The 15384-nt window shown below is 72.5% G+C and carries 11 protein-coding genes; 7 read left to right on the forward strand and 4 right to left on the reverse strand.

Annotation, left to right across the window (positions count from 1 at the left end):
- Positions 1 to 7 precede the first annotated feature (7 nt).
- The 3 genes from sucD to FRCN3DRAFT_RS0201330 all read right to left on the reverse strand — a co-directional run bounded on the left by sucD (position 8) and on the right by FRCN3DRAFT_RS0201330 (position 4388).
- Entirely contained in the window at positions 8 to 880 is an 873-nt protein-coding gene (gene sucD, locus FRCN3DRAFT_RS0201320; protein ID WP_007517134.1) for a succinate--CoA ligase subunit alpha, read from the reverse strand.
- 79 nt (positions 881 to 959) lie between these two features.
- Positions 960 to 2126: an ADP-forming succinate--CoA ligase subunit beta gene (sucC, locus tag FRCN3DRAFT_RS0201325; protein ID WP_007517135.1), complete on the reverse strand. Its 1167-nt coding sequence runs from the start codon at positions 2124 to 2126 to the stop codon at positions 960 to 962.
- 423 nt (positions 2127 to 2549) lie between these two features.
- Positions 2550 to 4388, reverse strand: a complete 1839-nt coding sequence (locus FRCN3DRAFT_RS0201330; RefSeq protein WP_007517136.1) for a protein kinase domain-containing protein — start codon at positions 4386 to 4388, stop codon at positions 2550 to 2552.
- A 465-nt stretch (positions 4389 to 4853) separates the two neighbouring features.
- On the opposite strand from FRCN3DRAFT_RS0201330, the gene FRCN3DRAFT_RS42140 reads away from it, so the two are divergent.
- The 4 genes from FRCN3DRAFT_RS42140 to groL all read left to right on the forward strand — a co-directional run bounded on the left by FRCN3DRAFT_RS42140 (position 4854) and on the right by groL (position 9933).
- Entirely contained in the window at positions 4854 to 6404 is a 1551-nt protein-coding gene (locus FRCN3DRAFT_RS42140) for a carboxyl transferase domain-containing protein (protein WP_083401197.1), read from the forward strand.
- 100 nt (positions 6405 to 6504) lie between these two features.
- Positions 6505 to 7503: an alpha/beta fold hydrolase gene (locus FRCN3DRAFT_RS42145; RefSeq protein WP_007517138.1), complete on the forward strand. Its 999-nt coding sequence runs from the start codon at positions 6505 to 6507 to the stop codon at positions 7501 to 7503.
- Between the two features lie 259 nt (positions 7504 to 7762).
- Positions 7763 to 8068, forward strand: a complete 306-nt coding sequence (gene groES / locus FRCN3DRAFT_RS0201350; RefSeq protein ID WP_007517139.1) for a co-chaperone GroES — start codon at positions 7763 to 7765, stop codon at positions 8066 to 8068.
- A gap of 221 nt (positions 8069 to 8289) precedes the next feature.
- Positions 8290 to 9933, forward strand: coding sequence for a chaperonin GroEL (gene groL, locus FRCN3DRAFT_RS0201355; RefSeq protein ID WP_007517141.1), 1644 nt, complete (start codon positions 8290 to 8292; stop codon positions 9931 to 9933).
- Positions 9934 to 10354: 421 nt separating this feature from the next.
- Here the strand turns inward: groL and FRCN3DRAFT_RS56995 are convergent, their stop codons facing one another.
- On the reverse strand, positions 10355 to 10795 hold the full coding sequence (locus tag FRCN3DRAFT_RS56995) for a WhiB family transcriptional regulator (protein WP_007517142.1): 441 nt from the start codon (positions 10793 to 10795) through the stop codon (positions 10355 to 10357).
- Positions 10796 to 11201: 406 nt separating this feature from the next.
- Here FRCN3DRAFT_RS56995 and FRCN3DRAFT_RS0201365 point away from each other — a divergent pair, with 406 nt between their 5' ends.
- The 3 genes from FRCN3DRAFT_RS0201365 to FRCN3DRAFT_RS0201375 all read left to right on the forward strand — a co-directional run bounded on the left by FRCN3DRAFT_RS0201365 (position 11202) and on the right by FRCN3DRAFT_RS0201375 (position 15011).
- On the forward strand, positions 11202 to 11609 hold the full coding sequence (locus tag FRCN3DRAFT_RS0201365) for a DUF5319 domain-containing protein (RefSeq protein WP_007517143.1): 408 nt from the start codon (positions 11202 to 11204) through the stop codon (positions 11607 to 11609).
- Between the two features lie 269 nt (positions 11610 to 11878).
- Entirely contained in the window at positions 11879 to 13516 is a 1638-nt protein-coding gene (gene guaB, locus FRCN3DRAFT_RS0201370; RefSeq protein ID WP_007517144.1) for an IMP dehydrogenase, read from the forward strand.
- Between the two features lie 370 nt (positions 13517 to 13886).
- Positions 13887 to 15011: a GuaB3 family IMP dehydrogenase-related protein gene (locus FRCN3DRAFT_RS0201375; protein ID WP_027140149.1), complete on the forward strand. Its 1125-nt coding sequence runs from the start codon at positions 13887 to 13889 to the stop codon at positions 15009 to 15011.
- Positions 15012 to 15384: the final 373 nt, after the last annotated feature.

Here is a 15384-nt window from a genome sequence, read left to right on the forward strand (position 1 = left end):
TACTGCCCTACAGCGAACGCATGATGTCGGCCATCAGACGCGCGGTCTCCGACGGCGTCTTGCCGACCCGCACACCGGCCTTCTCCAGCGCTTCCTTCTTCGCCTGCGCGGTTCCGGACGAACCGGAGACGATCGCGCCGGCGTGCCCCATCGTCTTGCCCTCCGGCGCGGTGAAGCCCGCGACGTAGCCGACGACCGGCTTGGTGATGTGGGCCTCGATGTGCGCGGCGGCCCGCTCCTCGGCGTCGCCACCGATCTCACCGATCATCACGATCGCGTCGGTCTCGGGGTCGGCCTCGAAGGCGTCGAGGGCGTCGATGTGAATGGTCCCGATGACCGGGTCACCACCGATGCCGACGCCGGTCGAAAAGCCGAAGTCGCGCAGCTCGTACATCATCTGGTAGGTCAGCGTGCCACTCTTGCTGACCAGGCCGATGCGTCCCGGCGGGGTGATGGTGGCCGGGATGATGCCGGCGTTCGACTTGCCGGGGCTGATGATGCCCGGGCAGTTCGGGCCGATGATGCGGGTCTTGCCCTTGCCCTGGGCGTAGGCGAAGAACTCGGTGGTGTCGTGCACCGGGACGCCCTCGGTGATGACGACGGCGAGCGGGATCTCCGCGTCGACGGCCTCGATCGCGGCGTCCTTGGTGAACTTCGGCGGGACGAAGATGACGGAGACGTTCGCCCCGGTCTTCTCGATCGCCTCGGTGACGGACGCGAACACCGGCACGCCGTCCTGGGACTGACCGGCCTTGCGTGCGTTCACGCCGGCGACGATCTGGGCGCCGGACGCCGCCATGCGCTTCGCGTGCTTGCTGCCTTCGGAGCCGGTGATGCCCTGCACCACGATCCGGCTGTTCTCGTCGAGCCAGATGGCCATTGCGAGCGGTTCCTTTCACCCAGGCCGTGGGGGGCGCGGTCGATTTCTCGGCGCGCCCCGGAGGCCTGCCGGGTAATTGTCAGGCCGCAGCGGCGGCGAGCTCGGCGGCGAGCTTCGCCGCGCCGTCCATGGTGTCCACGGGCTTGACGACCGCGAGGTTGGCCTCGGCGAGGATCCGCCGGCCCTCTTCGGCGTTGTTGCCGTCGAGGCGGACCACCAGTGGGGTGGTCACCTCGCCGACCAGCTCCAGCGCCTTGACGATGCCGTTGGCGACCGCGTCGCAGGCGGTGATGCCGCCGAAGATGTTGACGAAGACGCTCTTGACGGACGGGTCCGACAGAATGATCGACAGACCGTTCGCCATGACCTCGGCCGAGGCGCCGCCGCCGATGTCGAGGAAGTTCGCCGGGCGCTGCCCGCCGAACTCCTCGCCGGCGTAGGTGACGACGTCGAGGGTCGACATGACCAGGCCCGCGCCGTTGCCGATGATGCCGACCGAGCCGGTCAGCTTGACGTAGTTGAGGCCCTTTTCCTTGGCCTTCTGCTCCAGCGGGTCGACCGCGGAGACGTCGACGAGCGCCTCGTTCTCCGGGTGACGGAAGTCGGCGTTCTCGTCCAGGCTCACCTTGCCGTCGAGCGCGATCACCCGGCCGTCACCGGTGAGGATGAGCGGGTTGACCTCGACCAGGGTGGCGTCCGCCTTGACGAACGTCTCCCACAGCTTGACGAGCAGCTCGGCGGCGCCCTCGAGGGCGGCCTCCGGGAGCTTGGCGGCGACGGCGATCTCGCGGGCCTTCGCGAGGTCGACGCCGGTCAGCGGGTCGAGGTGGATCCGAGCGAGGGCCTCGGGGTTGGTGGCCGCGACCTCCTCGATCTCCATGCCGCCCTCGCGCGAGGCCATCGCCAGGAAGGTGCGGTTCGCGCGGTCCAGCAGGAACGACGCGTAGTACTCCTCCGCGATGTTGCTGGCCTGCTCCACCAGTACCGAGTGCACGGTGTGGCCCTTGATGTCCATGCCGAGAATGGCGGTCGCCTTCTCGTACGCGTCCTCCGGCCCGTCGGCGACCTTGACCCCGCCGGCCTTGCCGCGGCCACCGGTCTTGACCTGGGCCTTCACGACGACCTTGCCGCCCAGCTCCGCGGCGATCGCGCGGGCCTCGTCGGGGGTTGTGGCGGTCTTACCGGTGGGCACCGGGACGCCATGCTCGGCGAAGAGCGCCTTCGCCTGGTATTCGAAGAGATCCACGGTCCGTCCAGTCGGGTGCGGTCGGTCAGGGGATGCACGGAACGGATGCGAGCCTACTGACGCACCCGCCGTGACGCGCGCCTGCGCGGCGAGGCCCACAAATGACTCCGCGCCAGCCGGATGACGCCGCGGCGCCGTGCGTGAGCCGTGCTACACGGTCCGGCTCGACTCTGGGCCGCCCAGGGCCGCCTGTCGACGGTCCGAAGCGCCGATGCCAGGGCCGATGCCGCCCGTATGCGCGCGGCAGAACCGTACAAAACCCCCCGCGCGGCTGCCGGCGGGGTGCCCGCGGCGGCGGGGACGGCTACCTGCGGCCACAGGCATCGGCCGACGGCCCGCCGGCTCCGGCCAACGCATATGTCCGATCTCACACGGTGTGATGTGTGAGGAGCGTGCCACCGGTGGGCCAGGCGCCGCCCGGACTCAGCCGTGGCCCGCGACATATCCCAGGTAGAGCAGCGCCGCCACGAGGCCGGGCCAGCCGAGCACGATGCCCACCACCGCCAGCCGGTCTCCTGGCCGCGGGCCGCCCCGGGCAGCGGCCCGGGCCCGGTAGCCGAGGTACACGCCGGCGGCGCTGCCGACCCCGAACAGCCACAGGACGGCAAGCAGCGCCGAGAGCACCGCCGGGATGTTCCACCCGGGACTGGGCTGGCGGCGCCTGGCCCGGCCGCCCCCCGCCGGCCGGCCGGTCGACGCGCCCGGCGGACGGTTGACCGCCGCCGGGCCGATCTCGGCCGGTGGCGCGCCGACCGGCGGTGGCGACGATGCCGGCGGCAACGGCGCCGGGCGGAACGCGCCCGCCGGCGGTGGCACGCCCAGCGAGCCGGCACGCGCCGATCGCCAGTCCCCGTCCGGTGCCCGCCGGGTTGGCGGGGACGCCAGCCTGGGGTCCACATGGTCGACATGGTCCGCGTAGGTGGCTTCCGGGGGAGGCGGCTTCCTGGCCGACGGCTGCGCGTACGAGTGCTCGGGGTCCGCGTACGCGGGATCCGCGTGTCGAGCCTCGGCCCGCGCGGGTTCGGGGAGCGCGGGCGCGCGATACGCGGGTCCGGGGTGCGCAAATCCTGGACTTGAGGCGTCTGGGTACGGGGTCCTGGCATAGGGACCCGCGGAATATCCCGACTCCAGCTGAGGAGGCTCCGGATATGAGGAGGGCGGGCCATACCGGTGGTCCGGCTGGGGTCGCCAGTCCCCTTGGCTTCCGTCCAACGGCTGGACGGGCCCGGGCGGCAAGGGCGGGGCGGACGGCAGAGCTCGTACTGGCGGGGGGAAGGACGCCGGCGAGGGAAAGGACACCGGCGGCGAGACGGGCACCGGCAACGGCGAGGATGCCCAGCCGCCCTGGTCCTGGTGCCCAGCCAGGCCGCGCCGCGCGTCGACGCTGGGTAACTGACCGGTCCAGTCGCGTTCCAGCACCGTTTCGGTCGCGCGGTGCGCGTCGCTACTGCTGCGCACCGGCTGGCCGCTGAGCGCGGCCAGCAGCGCCGCGGCCGACGGGCGCAGCCGCGGCTCCTTCTCCAGCGCCGGCACGACGGTGTCGAACAGATAGTCGGGCAGATGCTCCAGGTCCGGTGGGTCGCGCTGGATGCGGAACGCCAGCGCCTCGGCCCGCTCGGCGTGGAAGGGATGCCGGCCGGCCGCTGCGTAGGCGACGCAGCAGCCCCAGGAGAAGATGTCGGCCGCGGGGCCGGCCTGCTCGCCACGCATCTGCTCGGGAGCCATCCAGGCGAGCGTCCCGACGACGTGGCCGGACCGGGTCAGCGTCGCGTTGCCGTCCAGTTGCGCGATCCCGAAGTCGATGACCTTGGGCCCGTCCCACGCGAGCAGGATGTTCGACGGCTTGAGGTCGCGGTGAACGACACCCACCTCGTGAATCGCCACCAGCGCGTCGGCGAGACCGGCGGCGAGACCACGGACCAGTTGCTCCGCCAGTGGCCCGCGCTGGCGGACCGCGTCGGCCAGGCTGGTGCCCTCCACGTACTCGGTGACCATCCACGGCCGTTCGGCGGTGGTGTCGGCGTCGAGCACCGCCGCGACCGCGCCGCCGTGGACCCGCTGTGCGGCCCTGACCTCCCGCTGGAAGCGGCGGCGGAACTCCACGTCCTCCGACAGCTCGGCGGAGGCGACCTTCACCGCGACCGGGTGCCGCCGGTCGGTGAACGCGAGGTAGACGGTGCCCATGCCGCCCTCACCGATCCGGTTCTGCAGCCGGTACGGACCGATGGCGATGGGATCGTCGTCCGTGAGCGGTGTGAGCATGGCCCCCCTCGCACTGACGGAGCCGCGGCGGCGTGTGGCGCCCCGTCGGACCAGCTGCGCCGACCGCCTCGCGGGCCGGCCTCCGGCCGATGTCCGCCGCCGAACGCCGACGGCGCCGGCGGCCAGGGCAGGGGCCCGGCGACCGGCTGGCTGGACCGTTTTCCACCAGCCGGACGGCCCGGGCCGAAGTAGGCATCCGGACGCTATCGGCATATTGCGACTCCGGACAGTATGCACACCCCTCCGCACGCCCACACACGCAGATCACCACGGAGGTGGGGTCACGGCGTTACGCTCCGCCGTCCACCGCACCGACGGCGCCAGGACGGGCAGGTCCTGGTTCTGGCCGGCCGCGGTCGGCCAGAACCAGGGCGGCGCGGCCATCACCCACCAAAGGACGGTGCGCGCAGTGACATTCCGCTCCGCGCGACGACATGGCGCCTCGGTCGGTCCGACGATGCGGACATGCCCGATCGCGCCGCGTCGCCGACAGGCCCATCCCGCCCGCCTGGGCAGGAGCTCCCTGGCACCCCCGCCGAAACCACTCCGCCGCCCCCGTCCGCGGACGCCGACTGGCGCGCGCGGCTGCTCGCCAGCGTGACGCGCTGCCCACGCAGCGATCCGGCACCCAACCGTCTGTGCTGGCCCGGCTACGCCGCTACCCAGGCGGTCTGGTGGGGCGAGGGCCCGGTGGCCGGCGTCGACTGCGTGGTCGTGGCCTGGGAGTTCAGCGTGTATGGCGGGAGCTTCGGCGAGGTCGACGCCGCCGCGTTCGCCGCGGCGGCCGAGCACGCCGCCGTCACCCGCCGGCCGTTGTTGTCCTTCCTGCGCAGCGGTGGCACGCGCTTGCAGGAGGGGGTCGCCGGACTGGTCGGGCTGCCGAGGGCGACGCTCGCCGCCGCCGGCCTCGACGAGGCCGGCGTGGCGCATGTGGCCGTGGTCGACCATCCGACCACCGGTGGCGTGTGGGTGACGATCGCCTCCAGGGCTGACCTGCGCTGCGCGGTGGCCGGGGCGACGGTCGGCTTCGCCGGCCCGCGGGTCGTCGCCGCCGTGACCGGCACGGCGCCCGGTGCCGACAGCCACACCGCCGAGGCCGCCTGGCGGGCCGGCCTGGTCGACGCAGTCGTCGAACCGGATGCCATCCAGGCCTGGCTCGCGGCCGCCCTCACCGCGGCGGCCGGCACGCCCACGGCAGCCGGCGCCATCCAGACGCTGGGAGACAGCCCAGCGCCGGAGGACGAGAACGTGGCAGCCGACGAGGTGCGCGGCTGGGCCCAGGTGCTCGCCGCCCGGGCGGCGGGCCGGACGAGCGGCGGCGCGGCGCTCGACGCCGTGACGGCGCACGGGGTCGAGCTGGCGGGCGGTGATCCCGCCGTGCGGGCGCGGCTCGGCCTGCTCGCCGGCTCGACGCCCCCGAGCTCGACGCCCCCGAGCTCGGGGGCGCTGGGCATCGTGGCGGTGGCCGTGGCGGCCGAGCCGGGGGGTGCCCCCGGGCCGGGCGGCTACCGGCTGCTCGCGCGGGCGGCTCGGCTCGCGGGCAAGCTTCGGTTGCCGCTGGTCCTGTTCGTCGACACCCCGGGGGCCGACCCGAGCGCGCAGGCCGAGGCCGACGGCGTCGCGGCGGCGATCGGCTCCGCGATGGAGGCGGTGCTGCGCTGTCCGAGCCCGACCGTGTCGGTCATCGTCGGCGAGGGCGGCTCCGGCGGCGCGCTCGCGGCCGCCTGCGCCGACGCCGTGCTGATGACACCGGACAGCTACCTGACCGCGCTCTCGCCGGAGGGCGCGGCGGCCACGCTGCGCATTCCGGCCGAGCGAGCCGCCGACCTGGGTGGCCTGCGACCCATCGACCTGCTCCGGCTGGGCTTCGCCGACGAGGTCCTCCCCTCGGGGGCCCCGGCCGCCGTCGCCGGTGCCATCGCCACGACGCTCGCCCGGCTCACCACCCTTGACCAGGGCGTTCGCCTGTCCACCCGGTGGAGGAAGTGGTCGACAGCACTACCCGGCCACCTGTAACGTCACTGTCCCCTCCTTCCCGACTACCCGACTTACGGATCATGATCACCCGCTTCCGGCCTCGCTTCTCCCGCGGGCCGGCACCTTTGGGCTGGCTGCCGTGCGACCGGACACCGAGCTTCCCCTAGAAGGCCGCGAGGGCACCCGACCGTGGCTGCGCCAGCTCGGCACGGCCGCCGGCCGGTACACCCGCGACGTGGCGACGGCCCCGCTTGGCGTCGGCCGGGTGCTGACGCGCCGCATCGGCGCGACCCCAGCCGCCGTACGCGGTCTCGTCACCGAGGCCGCGTGCATCGCGACGCACGCGGCCTTCTACCCGGCCGGCGTCCGCGCGGGCCGGGTCCCCGTGGCGGACCGGTACAGCCTGGCCAGGCTCGGCCCGCTGCAGCGTGGCCTGCTGGTCGGCCACCCGGCCGCCGCCGGCATGCCGATCCTGCTGGTGCACGGGCTGGTCGACAACAGGTCGATCTTCGCTCGGCTGCAGCGCACGCTGCGCCGACGCGGGTTCAGTCACGTCGAGACGATCAATCTGCCGCTGTACGCGACAGGTGTCCCGCAGGCGGCCGCCACGCTCGAGGCCGCCGTCGCCGACATCCTTTCCCGGACCGGCTACCAGCAGGTCCACATCGTGGCCCACTCGCTCGGCGGGGTGGTGGCCCGGTACTACGTGCAGCGGCTCCGCGGCGACGAGCAGGTCCACACGCTGGTCACGCTCGGCACGCCGCACAGCGGCACGAGGCTCGCCCACCTGGTGCCCCGGGCCGTCCCGTACCGGCTGGTCGCGTCGCTGCGGCCCGGTTCACCGCTGCTGGCGGAGCTCGCCCAGCCCGCGCCGGGCTGCCGCACCCGCTTCCTCGCGATCGGCGGCGGCCTGGATTCGGTGGTACGCCCGGAGTCGGCGGCGCTGAGCCATCCCGATCTCGCCGCGCGCAACGTGACGATCCCCGGCCTCGGCCACCACGCGCTCCCGTTCAACGGGGACGTCGCCCACGGGATCGCCGTCGCCCTCGCCGGCCTCGACGGCCCGGTCGCCTGGCCCTACGAGCCGCCGACCCACCAGGCCCCGCCGCCCGCGCGGACCTGCCCGCCGGAGTCCTAGGAACCCGGCAAACAGACGGACCCCTTCGATCGGGGAACCGGCCGGGCGCTCCGCGACCACGGACATTCGCTCCCACCCCGTACAGGCACGGGGACAACGCCTGACGCTACATATACGACCGGGTCGGTTGACGAGTGCGACACTGATGCTAAGTTGGCACTCGGCACGTGAGAGTGCCAGCGACAGAGGCGCCTGTTCACCCGCGACGGCAGGCCGCCAGGGTCGCTCTCTCATCCAGCGCAGGAAGGGGAGGTCGATCGTGACGACCGCCACCAAGGTTGCCATCAAGCCGCTCGAGGACCGCATCGTCGTCCAGCCGTCAGACGCTGAGACGACCACCGCCTCGGGCATCGTCATCCCGGACACGGCCAAGGAGAAGCCCCAGGAGGGCACGGTCCTCGCGGTCGGTCCCGGCCGGTTCGAGGACGGCAAGCGCGTCCCGCTCGACGTGAAGGTCGGCGACGTGGTGCTCTACAGCAAGTACGGCGGCACCGAGGTCAAGTACGCCGGTGAGGAGTACCTGGTCCTCTCCGCCCGCGACGTGCTCGCGGTCATCGAGAAGTAGTCGAGCGGGGGTGTGCCACGATCGGGATCACTCTGTTCGGCGGCCGTTGGCCGCCTTCCCGAGCTCCCGCGCAATGTCTGCCCAGGGGGGCGACCCCCTGGAACCCCCGCCAGCCGGCGTGACCGGAGATCCAATGTGGCGGGAAGACACGTGACGCGATCCTTCGGGGCGCACCCCCTCGGCGTTGTGCCGGGAACGGCAGCGGGAGGACCCCCAATCAGATGAGTAAGATCCTCAGTTTTCGCGAGGACGCGCGCCATGCGCTCGAGCACGGGGTGAACACCCTGGCCGACGCGGTGAAGGTGACGCTCGGCCCGCGCGGTCGCAACGTCGTCCTCGACAAGTCCTACGGCGCGCCCACGATCACCAACGACGGCGTGACGATCGCCCGCGAGGTGGAGCTCACCGACCCGTACCAGAACCTTGGCGCGCAGCTCGTCAAGGAGGTCGCGACCAAGACCAACGACGTCGCCGGCGACGGTACGACGACGGCGACGGTGCTGGCGCAGGCCATGGTCCGTCAGGGCATCAAGGCGGTCACCGCCGGCGCGGCGCCGGTGTCGCTGAAGGTCGGCATCGAGGCGGCCGTCGAGGCCGTCACGAAGGCGCTGCTCGACTCGGCGATCGAGGTCAACTCGAAGGAGACGATCGCGCAGGTCGCCGCCATCTCGGCGCAGGACACCCAGGTGGGTGAGCTGATCGCCGAGGCGATCGACAAGATCGGCAAAGATGGTGTCATCACCATCGAGGAGAGCCAGACCATGGGTCTGGAGCTCGAGCTCACCGAGGGGATGCAGTTCGACAAGGGCTACATCTCCCCGTACTTCGTCACCGACCCGGAGCGGATGGAGGCGGTCCTCGAGGACGCCTACGTCCTGCTGCACCCCGGCAAGATCGGCTCCCTGAACGACCTGCTCCCGGTGCTCGAGCTCGTGGTGCAGGCCCGCAAGCCGCTGCTGATCATCGCCGAGGACATCGAGGGCGAGGCGCTCTCGACTCTGGTCGTCAACTCGGTGCGCAAGACCTTCCAGGTCGTCGCCGTCAAGGCGCCCGGCTTCGGCGACCGTCGCAAGGCGATGCTGCAGGACGTGGCCGTGCTCACCGGCGGCCAGGTCGTCGCCGAGGAGGTCGGCCTGAAGCTGGAGGCCGTGACGCTGGAGGACCTGGGCCGCATCCGCCGGGCCGTCATCGACAAGGACAGCACCACCCTCGTCGACGGCGCGGGCGACAGCGAGTCGGTCGTCGCGCGGGTCAAGCAGATCCGCCAGGAGATCGAGGCCAGCGACTCCGACTGGGACAAGGAGAAGCTGCAGGAGCGGCTGGCGAAGCTCGCCGGCGGCGTCGCGATCATCCGGGTCGGCGCGGCCACCGAGGTCGAGCTCAAGGAGAAGAAGCACCGCCTGGAGGACGCGGTCTCGGCCACCAAGGCCGCGATCGACGAGGGCGTGGTCGCCGGTGGCGGCTCCGCCCTGGTGCAGGCCGCCACGGTGCTCGACGGTGGCCTGGGCAGGACCGGCGACGAGCGCACCGGAGTCAACCTGGTGCGCACAGCGCTGTCCTCGCCGCTCCACTGGATCGCGCGCAACGCCGGTCTGGATGGCCCGGTCGTCGTCTACAAGGTCGCCGAGCTGCCGGTCAACCACGGCTTCAACGCGGCGACGAAGACCTACGGCGACCTGATCGCGGACGGCGTCATCGACCCGGTCAAGGTCACCCGCTCGGCCGTGGCCAACGCGGCGTCGATCACGGCGCTGCTGCTGACCACGGAGGCGCTGGTCGTGGAGAAGCCGGCCGAGCCCGTCGCCGCCGCCGGCGGGCATGGTCACGGGCACGGGCACGGGCACAGCCACGGCCCCGGCTTCTAGCCCTCGCACCAACGAAGGAGCCCGACCGGTGGGACCGGTCGGGCTCTTTTCGTTGCCTGGCCTTGCTCTTCCTGGCCTTGCTCTTCCTGGCCTCCGCTGCCCGATCTTCGTGGCCGGTCCTCGTGGCTGACCCGCGCTGGCGGCAGCTCCGCCTGGCAAAGGGACGGAAGCATAGCCGCTCCGTTACCACGTCGCCAGACTCGCGGTGGCCGGCCGCCCCCGGCACCCGTCGCGGGTGAGCCAGCCGGCGCGGCGGCGATGTCGGCATCTGGCGGAACTACTCGGCTGTCGGACCATCCGCTGTCGGACCATCGACCATCGACCATCGGAGCACGACCGCTGGGCCGCCCGGTCACGTGCCGCCCGCCACCCCGCGGCCAGGCGCGAAGCGCCCCACGGTCGGAGCGCTTCGCGCCTCCGCCTAGGCGACGATGGGCGCCTGGTGGGCCATCGAGCCAGCCGCGGAACCGGCCGGGACCGGGGCCTGGCGGGTACCCGGTCCTCCTCGGTCCACTACCTCCCGGATCGGCGAAGCGGATCCGGCGGGAACCCCCCCATCGATGAGCGGGGAGGCGGCCCGGCGGCGGGTGCGGCCGGTCAGGATCGCCTCGCGCTCCGATTCACTCATTCCACCCCAGACTCCGTAAGGTTCGCGGGCGGACAGCGCGTGTTCACCGCACTCCTTGACGACGCAGCAGCGGGCACAGATGGCCTTCGCCGCCGCCTCGCGGGCGGCCCGCGCCGGGCCGCGTTCCCCCTCGGGATGAAAGAACAGCTCGGTGCTCTCACCCCGACAGGCGCCGTGCAGCTGCCACTCCCACTTTTCCGCTCCGGGACCTGGTAGACGTCGGACGTCGGTCATCGGCCTGAGCCCCCCCTTTGCGACGAGCCGAAGGCACACGCGGGTACGCGCTCGCCCCGGGCGGCGACGCGCGCCGCCCGCACACCGTAGGCCGGCTCACCCCTCTGATCGATCTTGGAAATTCACCCCCCGGCGGTGCCGCGCGTCGCGGCCGCGCGCCGCGCGACCACGGCCGCGCGGCGCGCTCGGAACAAGGAAGCCCGTAGGCGACAGCCCCTCTCGGCGTCGCCAGGCCCAGAAGGCGCCTCCGAAAGCAACGGTCCTGTCGCTACCCCCCACCGACTCACCCAACCGGCGAGCCAGGCCGGAGTTTTCCCAGATCAGGGCACATCCCGCGCGAACCGGCCGGCCACCCGCCGGTCGTCGCGGCCCGCGGCCCCGCCCAGGCCGGAGATCGGGGCGTAGCGTGGGCGGCGTGAGCGACGAGCCCATCGACCCGTTCGCGGGCGACCCGGAGGATCCCGCTTCCGAGCTCTCCCGGCTGGACCCGGTCGAGGACGTCGACCTGCTCGAGCCGCTGTCGCTGCACGAGCGGGAGGAAGTCCTCGCCGAGCTCGGCGACCTGGACGTGTTCAGGACGCTGCTGGAGCCGCGGGGATACCGCGGCCTGGTGGTGGACTGCGAGGGCTGCGAGGAGCCGCACTTCTTCGACTGGGACCTGCTGACCGGGAACCTGCGCCAGCTCCTCAACGAGGGGCGTACTCGGGTGCACGAGCCGGCGTTCGCCCCAGACCCGAGCTGCTACGTCTCCTGGGACTACGCCCGCGGCTACGCCGACGGCGTCTGCGAGGCGTCCGAAGCGTCGGAGGCGTGATCCCGACGTGATCTCGAGGGCCGAACGCGCTCCGGCGGTCGGGCCACGGTGAGCGCGGATCGGCCCGGGCTGTCGGCCGCGGGCATGGGTGACACTCCCCACGTTGTTGCCGCTAGGTAACGCCGCATCCCTGGCAGGCGAGGGGTAGGCCACACGGAACCCTGTGGCCTTGCCTGCTTACCTGGCGTATAGCGCCCTACGGGGGGCCATGATGTCTATGCGGGGGCGGCTCCCCGCCGCTGGTCGGCGTAACCAGAACGGAAGGTGCCATGGACGCTCCCGTCGCCACCCCGACCCCGATCGCGGCCTCGGCCGCGCCGGCCACGGCCCGGGACTCGCTCCCGCCGGCCGGCGACGCTGACAGGGCACTCGTCAGGCCGCCGGGCGGCGAGGCCGGAATCATCCCCGCGCCGAAGCTCGCCATGCTCGGTCTCACCTACGACGACGTCCTGCTGCTGCCCGCGGCATCCGACGTCGTGCCGGCCGAGGTCGACACCTCGACCCGGCTGTCGCGCAACATCCGGCTGGCCATCCCGCTGGTCTCCTCGGCGATGGACACCGTGACCGAGCACCGGATGGCGATCGCGATGGCCCGCCAGGGCGGCGTCGGCGTTCTGCACCGCAACCTGTCGATCGAGGACCAGGCGCAGCAGGTCGACATGGTCAAGCGCTCGGAATCCGGCATGATCACCGCGCCGATCACCTGCGGTCCCGACGCCTCCATCGAGGAGGCGAACGCGCTGATGGCCCGCTACCGGATCTCCGGCGTGCCGGTGACCGCCGAGGACGAGACGCTGCTCGGCATCGTCACCAACCGCGACATCCGCTTCGAGCGTGACTACTCCCGCCCGGTCAGGGCGGTGATGACGTCGATGCCGCTGATCACCGCTCCGGTCGGCGTGAGCGCGGACGAGGCACTGGACCTGCTGCGCCGGCACAAGATCGAGAAGCTGCCGATCGTCGACGACCGTGGCCGGCTGCGCGGCCTGATCACCGTCAAGGACTTCACCAAGCGGGAGCGCTACCCGCTGGCGACCAAGGACGCGGACGGCCGGCTCGTCGTCGGCGCCGCGATCGGCGTCGGCGAGGACGCCTTCAAGCGGGCGCAGGTGCTGGTCGCCGCCGGCGTGGACTTCCTCGTCGTCGACACCGCGCACGGGCAGCACCGAGCAGTTCCCGAGATGGTCCAGCGGATCAAGGCCGAGCTGCCGACCGGTCCGGACGGCCGCCCGCTGGACGTGATCGCCGGGAACGTGGCCACGGCCGCCGGAGCGGCAAGGCTGATCGCCGCCGGCGCCGACGCAGTCAAGGTCGGGGTCGGGCCGGGCTCGATCTGCACCACCCGCGTCGTCGCGGGTGTCGGTGTGCCACAGATCACCGCCATCTACGAGGCCGCGCAGGCGGCCCGGGCGGCCGGCGTGCCGGTGATCGGCGACGGTGGTCTGCAGCACTCCGGCGACATCGCCAAGGCGATCACCGTCGGCGCGGACACCGTCATGCTCGGCGGTCTGCTTGCCGGCGTCGACGAGAGCCCGGGCGAGCTGATCTTCATCAACGGCAAGCAGTACAAGGCGTACCGCGGCATGGGCTCGCTCGGCGCGATGCGCAGCCGCGGCGGGGCGCGCTCCTACTCGAAGGACCGCTACTTCCAGGACGACGTTCTCTCGGACGACAAGCTGGTTCCCGAGGGCATCGAGGGTCAGGTGCCCTACCGGGGGTCACTCGCCGCCGTCGCCCACCAGCTGGTCGGCGGGCTGCGCGCCGGGATGGGCTACGCGGGCGCGCAGACGGTCCACGACCTGCAGGAGTATGGCCAGCTCATCCGGATCACGTCCGCCGGCCTGATCGAAAGCCATCCCCACGACATCCAGATGACCGTCGAGGCGCCCAACTACACCGGCAGGTAAGTCGGGCGGGCTGGGTTGAAGCTCGCCCAAGACACACGGACCCGCCTGCGCCCAGGTTGGCGACGTTCACGGTCAGAACCCGGTGACCACGCTGGGCGCGGAGGCGCGCCTCGCGGAGGCCCGGCCCCGGACGGTCCGGCCTGCGCCTAGGTTGGCGACGTTCACGGTCAGAACCGGTGACTACGCTGGCGCGGAGGCGCGCCTCGCGAAGGCCCGGCCCCGGAGCGAAGCGACCGGGGTCGGGCCGCAGCGAGGTCGCCGGAGCGCACGTTCGCGGAGGAGGACACGGCGCGGAGGTCCCTTGGGAGCGAAGCGAGTAAGGGGCCGGAGCGCCGTGCCCGGACGGAGCGAACCAGAAAGAGAGCCAGCGTTGGCTGAGGTTGAGATCGGCATTGGCAAGAGCGCCCGGGTGGGGTACGACCTCGCGGCGGTCGGCATCGTCCCGTCGCGGCGTACCCGGGACCCAGCGGACGTCTCGCTGGCCTGGCAGGTGGACGCCTACCACTTCGATCTGCCCATCGTCGCGGCGGCCGCCGACGCGGTCAGCTCACCGGACACCGCGATCACGATGGGCAAGCTTGGCGGCCTCGGGGTCCTGCATGTCGAGGGGCTGTGGACCCGGCACGAGGACCCGCTGCCGCTGATCGCCGAGCTGGCGGAGCTCCCCGCCCAGGCGGCCACCCGCCGGCTGCGCGAGCTCTACCAGGCGCCGATCCGGCCCGAGCTGATCGCCGAGCGGCTCGGGCGGGTACGCGACGCCGGGCTGGTCACGGCGGCCGCGCTGCGGCCGCAGAAGGTCCGGGCGCTGTTCGGTGACGTCCTCGCCGCCCAGGCGGACCTGCTGGTCATCCATGGCCCGGCGGTCTCGGCCGAGCATCAGTCGACACGGACCGAGCCGCTGAACCTCAAGCGTTTCATCGGCGACATCGACATCCCCGTGCTGGTCGGCGGCTGCGCGTCGTTCTCCACCGCGCTGCACCTCATGCGCACCGGCGCGGCGGGCGTCATCGTCGGGGTCGGCACCGGTGGTGGCGACGCAAACCGCGCGGAGCTCGGGATCGGCGTGGGGCTCGCGACCGCGATCGCCGACGCCGCCGGCGCTCGGATGCGATACCTGGACGAGTCCGGCGGCCGGTACGTCCACGTCATCGCGCACGGGGACCTGCGCACCGGCGGGGACGTCGCGAAGGCCGTGGCCTGCGGCGCCGACGCCGTGATGATCGACGGCGCGCTCGCCGCCGCCGAGGACGCCCCGGGGCAGGGCGGCCTGTGGTCGATGGACGTGCTGCACTCCGACCTGCCTCGCGGGCGGTGGCAGCCGGTGGAGCGGGCCGGCACGCTCGAGCAGATCCTCGTCGGCCCGGACCCGGCCGGGCCCGCGGGCGGGGCCAGCCTGGCCAGTGCGTTGCGGACCGCCATGGCCACCACCGGCTATGCGACTCTCAAGGAGTTCCAGAAGGCCGAGATCATGCTCGCCTCCCCACCCATCGGCTGACCGGTACATGCCAGGGCATCGGCCGCGCTTGCCAGATGTCCGTTGTGGTCATATTGTCCAAATCGTGACGGGCTAGCGCCCGCGCTCACGGGTGCCCCGCGCGGGGCACCCGTGAGCCTTGTGAGCCAGGAGTGTTCTTGCTCACAATTTCACAATGGAATACCCCCGAATCTGCGCTCGCGCCGCTCGTGGCACCCTTGGAGCGTCCGTCTCCACTCCGAAGGATCACAAATGCGCCTCGACGAGCACGGCCGCTGGGTCAGCGACGACGGCGCCTACGTGTGGGACGAGAGCGCCCAGACCTGGCAGCCAACGTCTCGCCCGCCGGGCGGTGCGGCGGTTCCGGGGGCCGGCGGCCCCGCGGCCGCGGCCC

The organism is Pseudofrankia saprophytica (assembly GCF_000235425.2).
Taxonomy (GTDB): Bacteria; Actinomycetota; Actinomycetes; order Frankiales; family Frankiaceae; genus Pseudofrankia; species Pseudofrankia saprophytica.

What these genes read in the sequence shown, in the direction of transcription:
- sucD (WP_007517134.1), bottom strand. Translation starts at nt 880, where the DNA reads ATGGCCATCTGGCTCGACGAGAACAGCCGGATCGTGGTGCAGGGCATC.
- FRCN3DRAFT_RS0201330 (WP_007517136.1), bottom strand. Translation starts at nt 4,388, where the DNA reads ATGCTCACACCGCTCACGGACGACGATCCCATCGCCATCGGTCCGTAC.
- FRCN3DRAFT_RS42140 (WP_083401197.1), top strand. Translation starts at nt 4,854, where the DNA reads ATGCCCGATCGCGCCGCGTCGCCGACAGGCCCATCCCGCCCGCCTGGG.
- groL (WP_007517141.1), top strand. Translation starts at nt 8,290, where the DNA reads ATGAGTAAGATCCTCAGTTTTCGCGAGGACGCGCGCCATGCGCTCGAG.
- FRCN3DRAFT_RS56995 (WP_007517142.1), bottom strand. Translation starts at nt 10,795, where the DNA reads ATGACCGACGTCCGACGTCTACCAGGTCCCGGAGCGGAAAAGTGGGAG.
- guaB (WP_007517144.1), top strand. Translation starts at nt 11,879, where the DNA reads ATGGACGCTCCCGTCGCCACCCCGACCCCGATCGCGGCCTCGGCCGCG.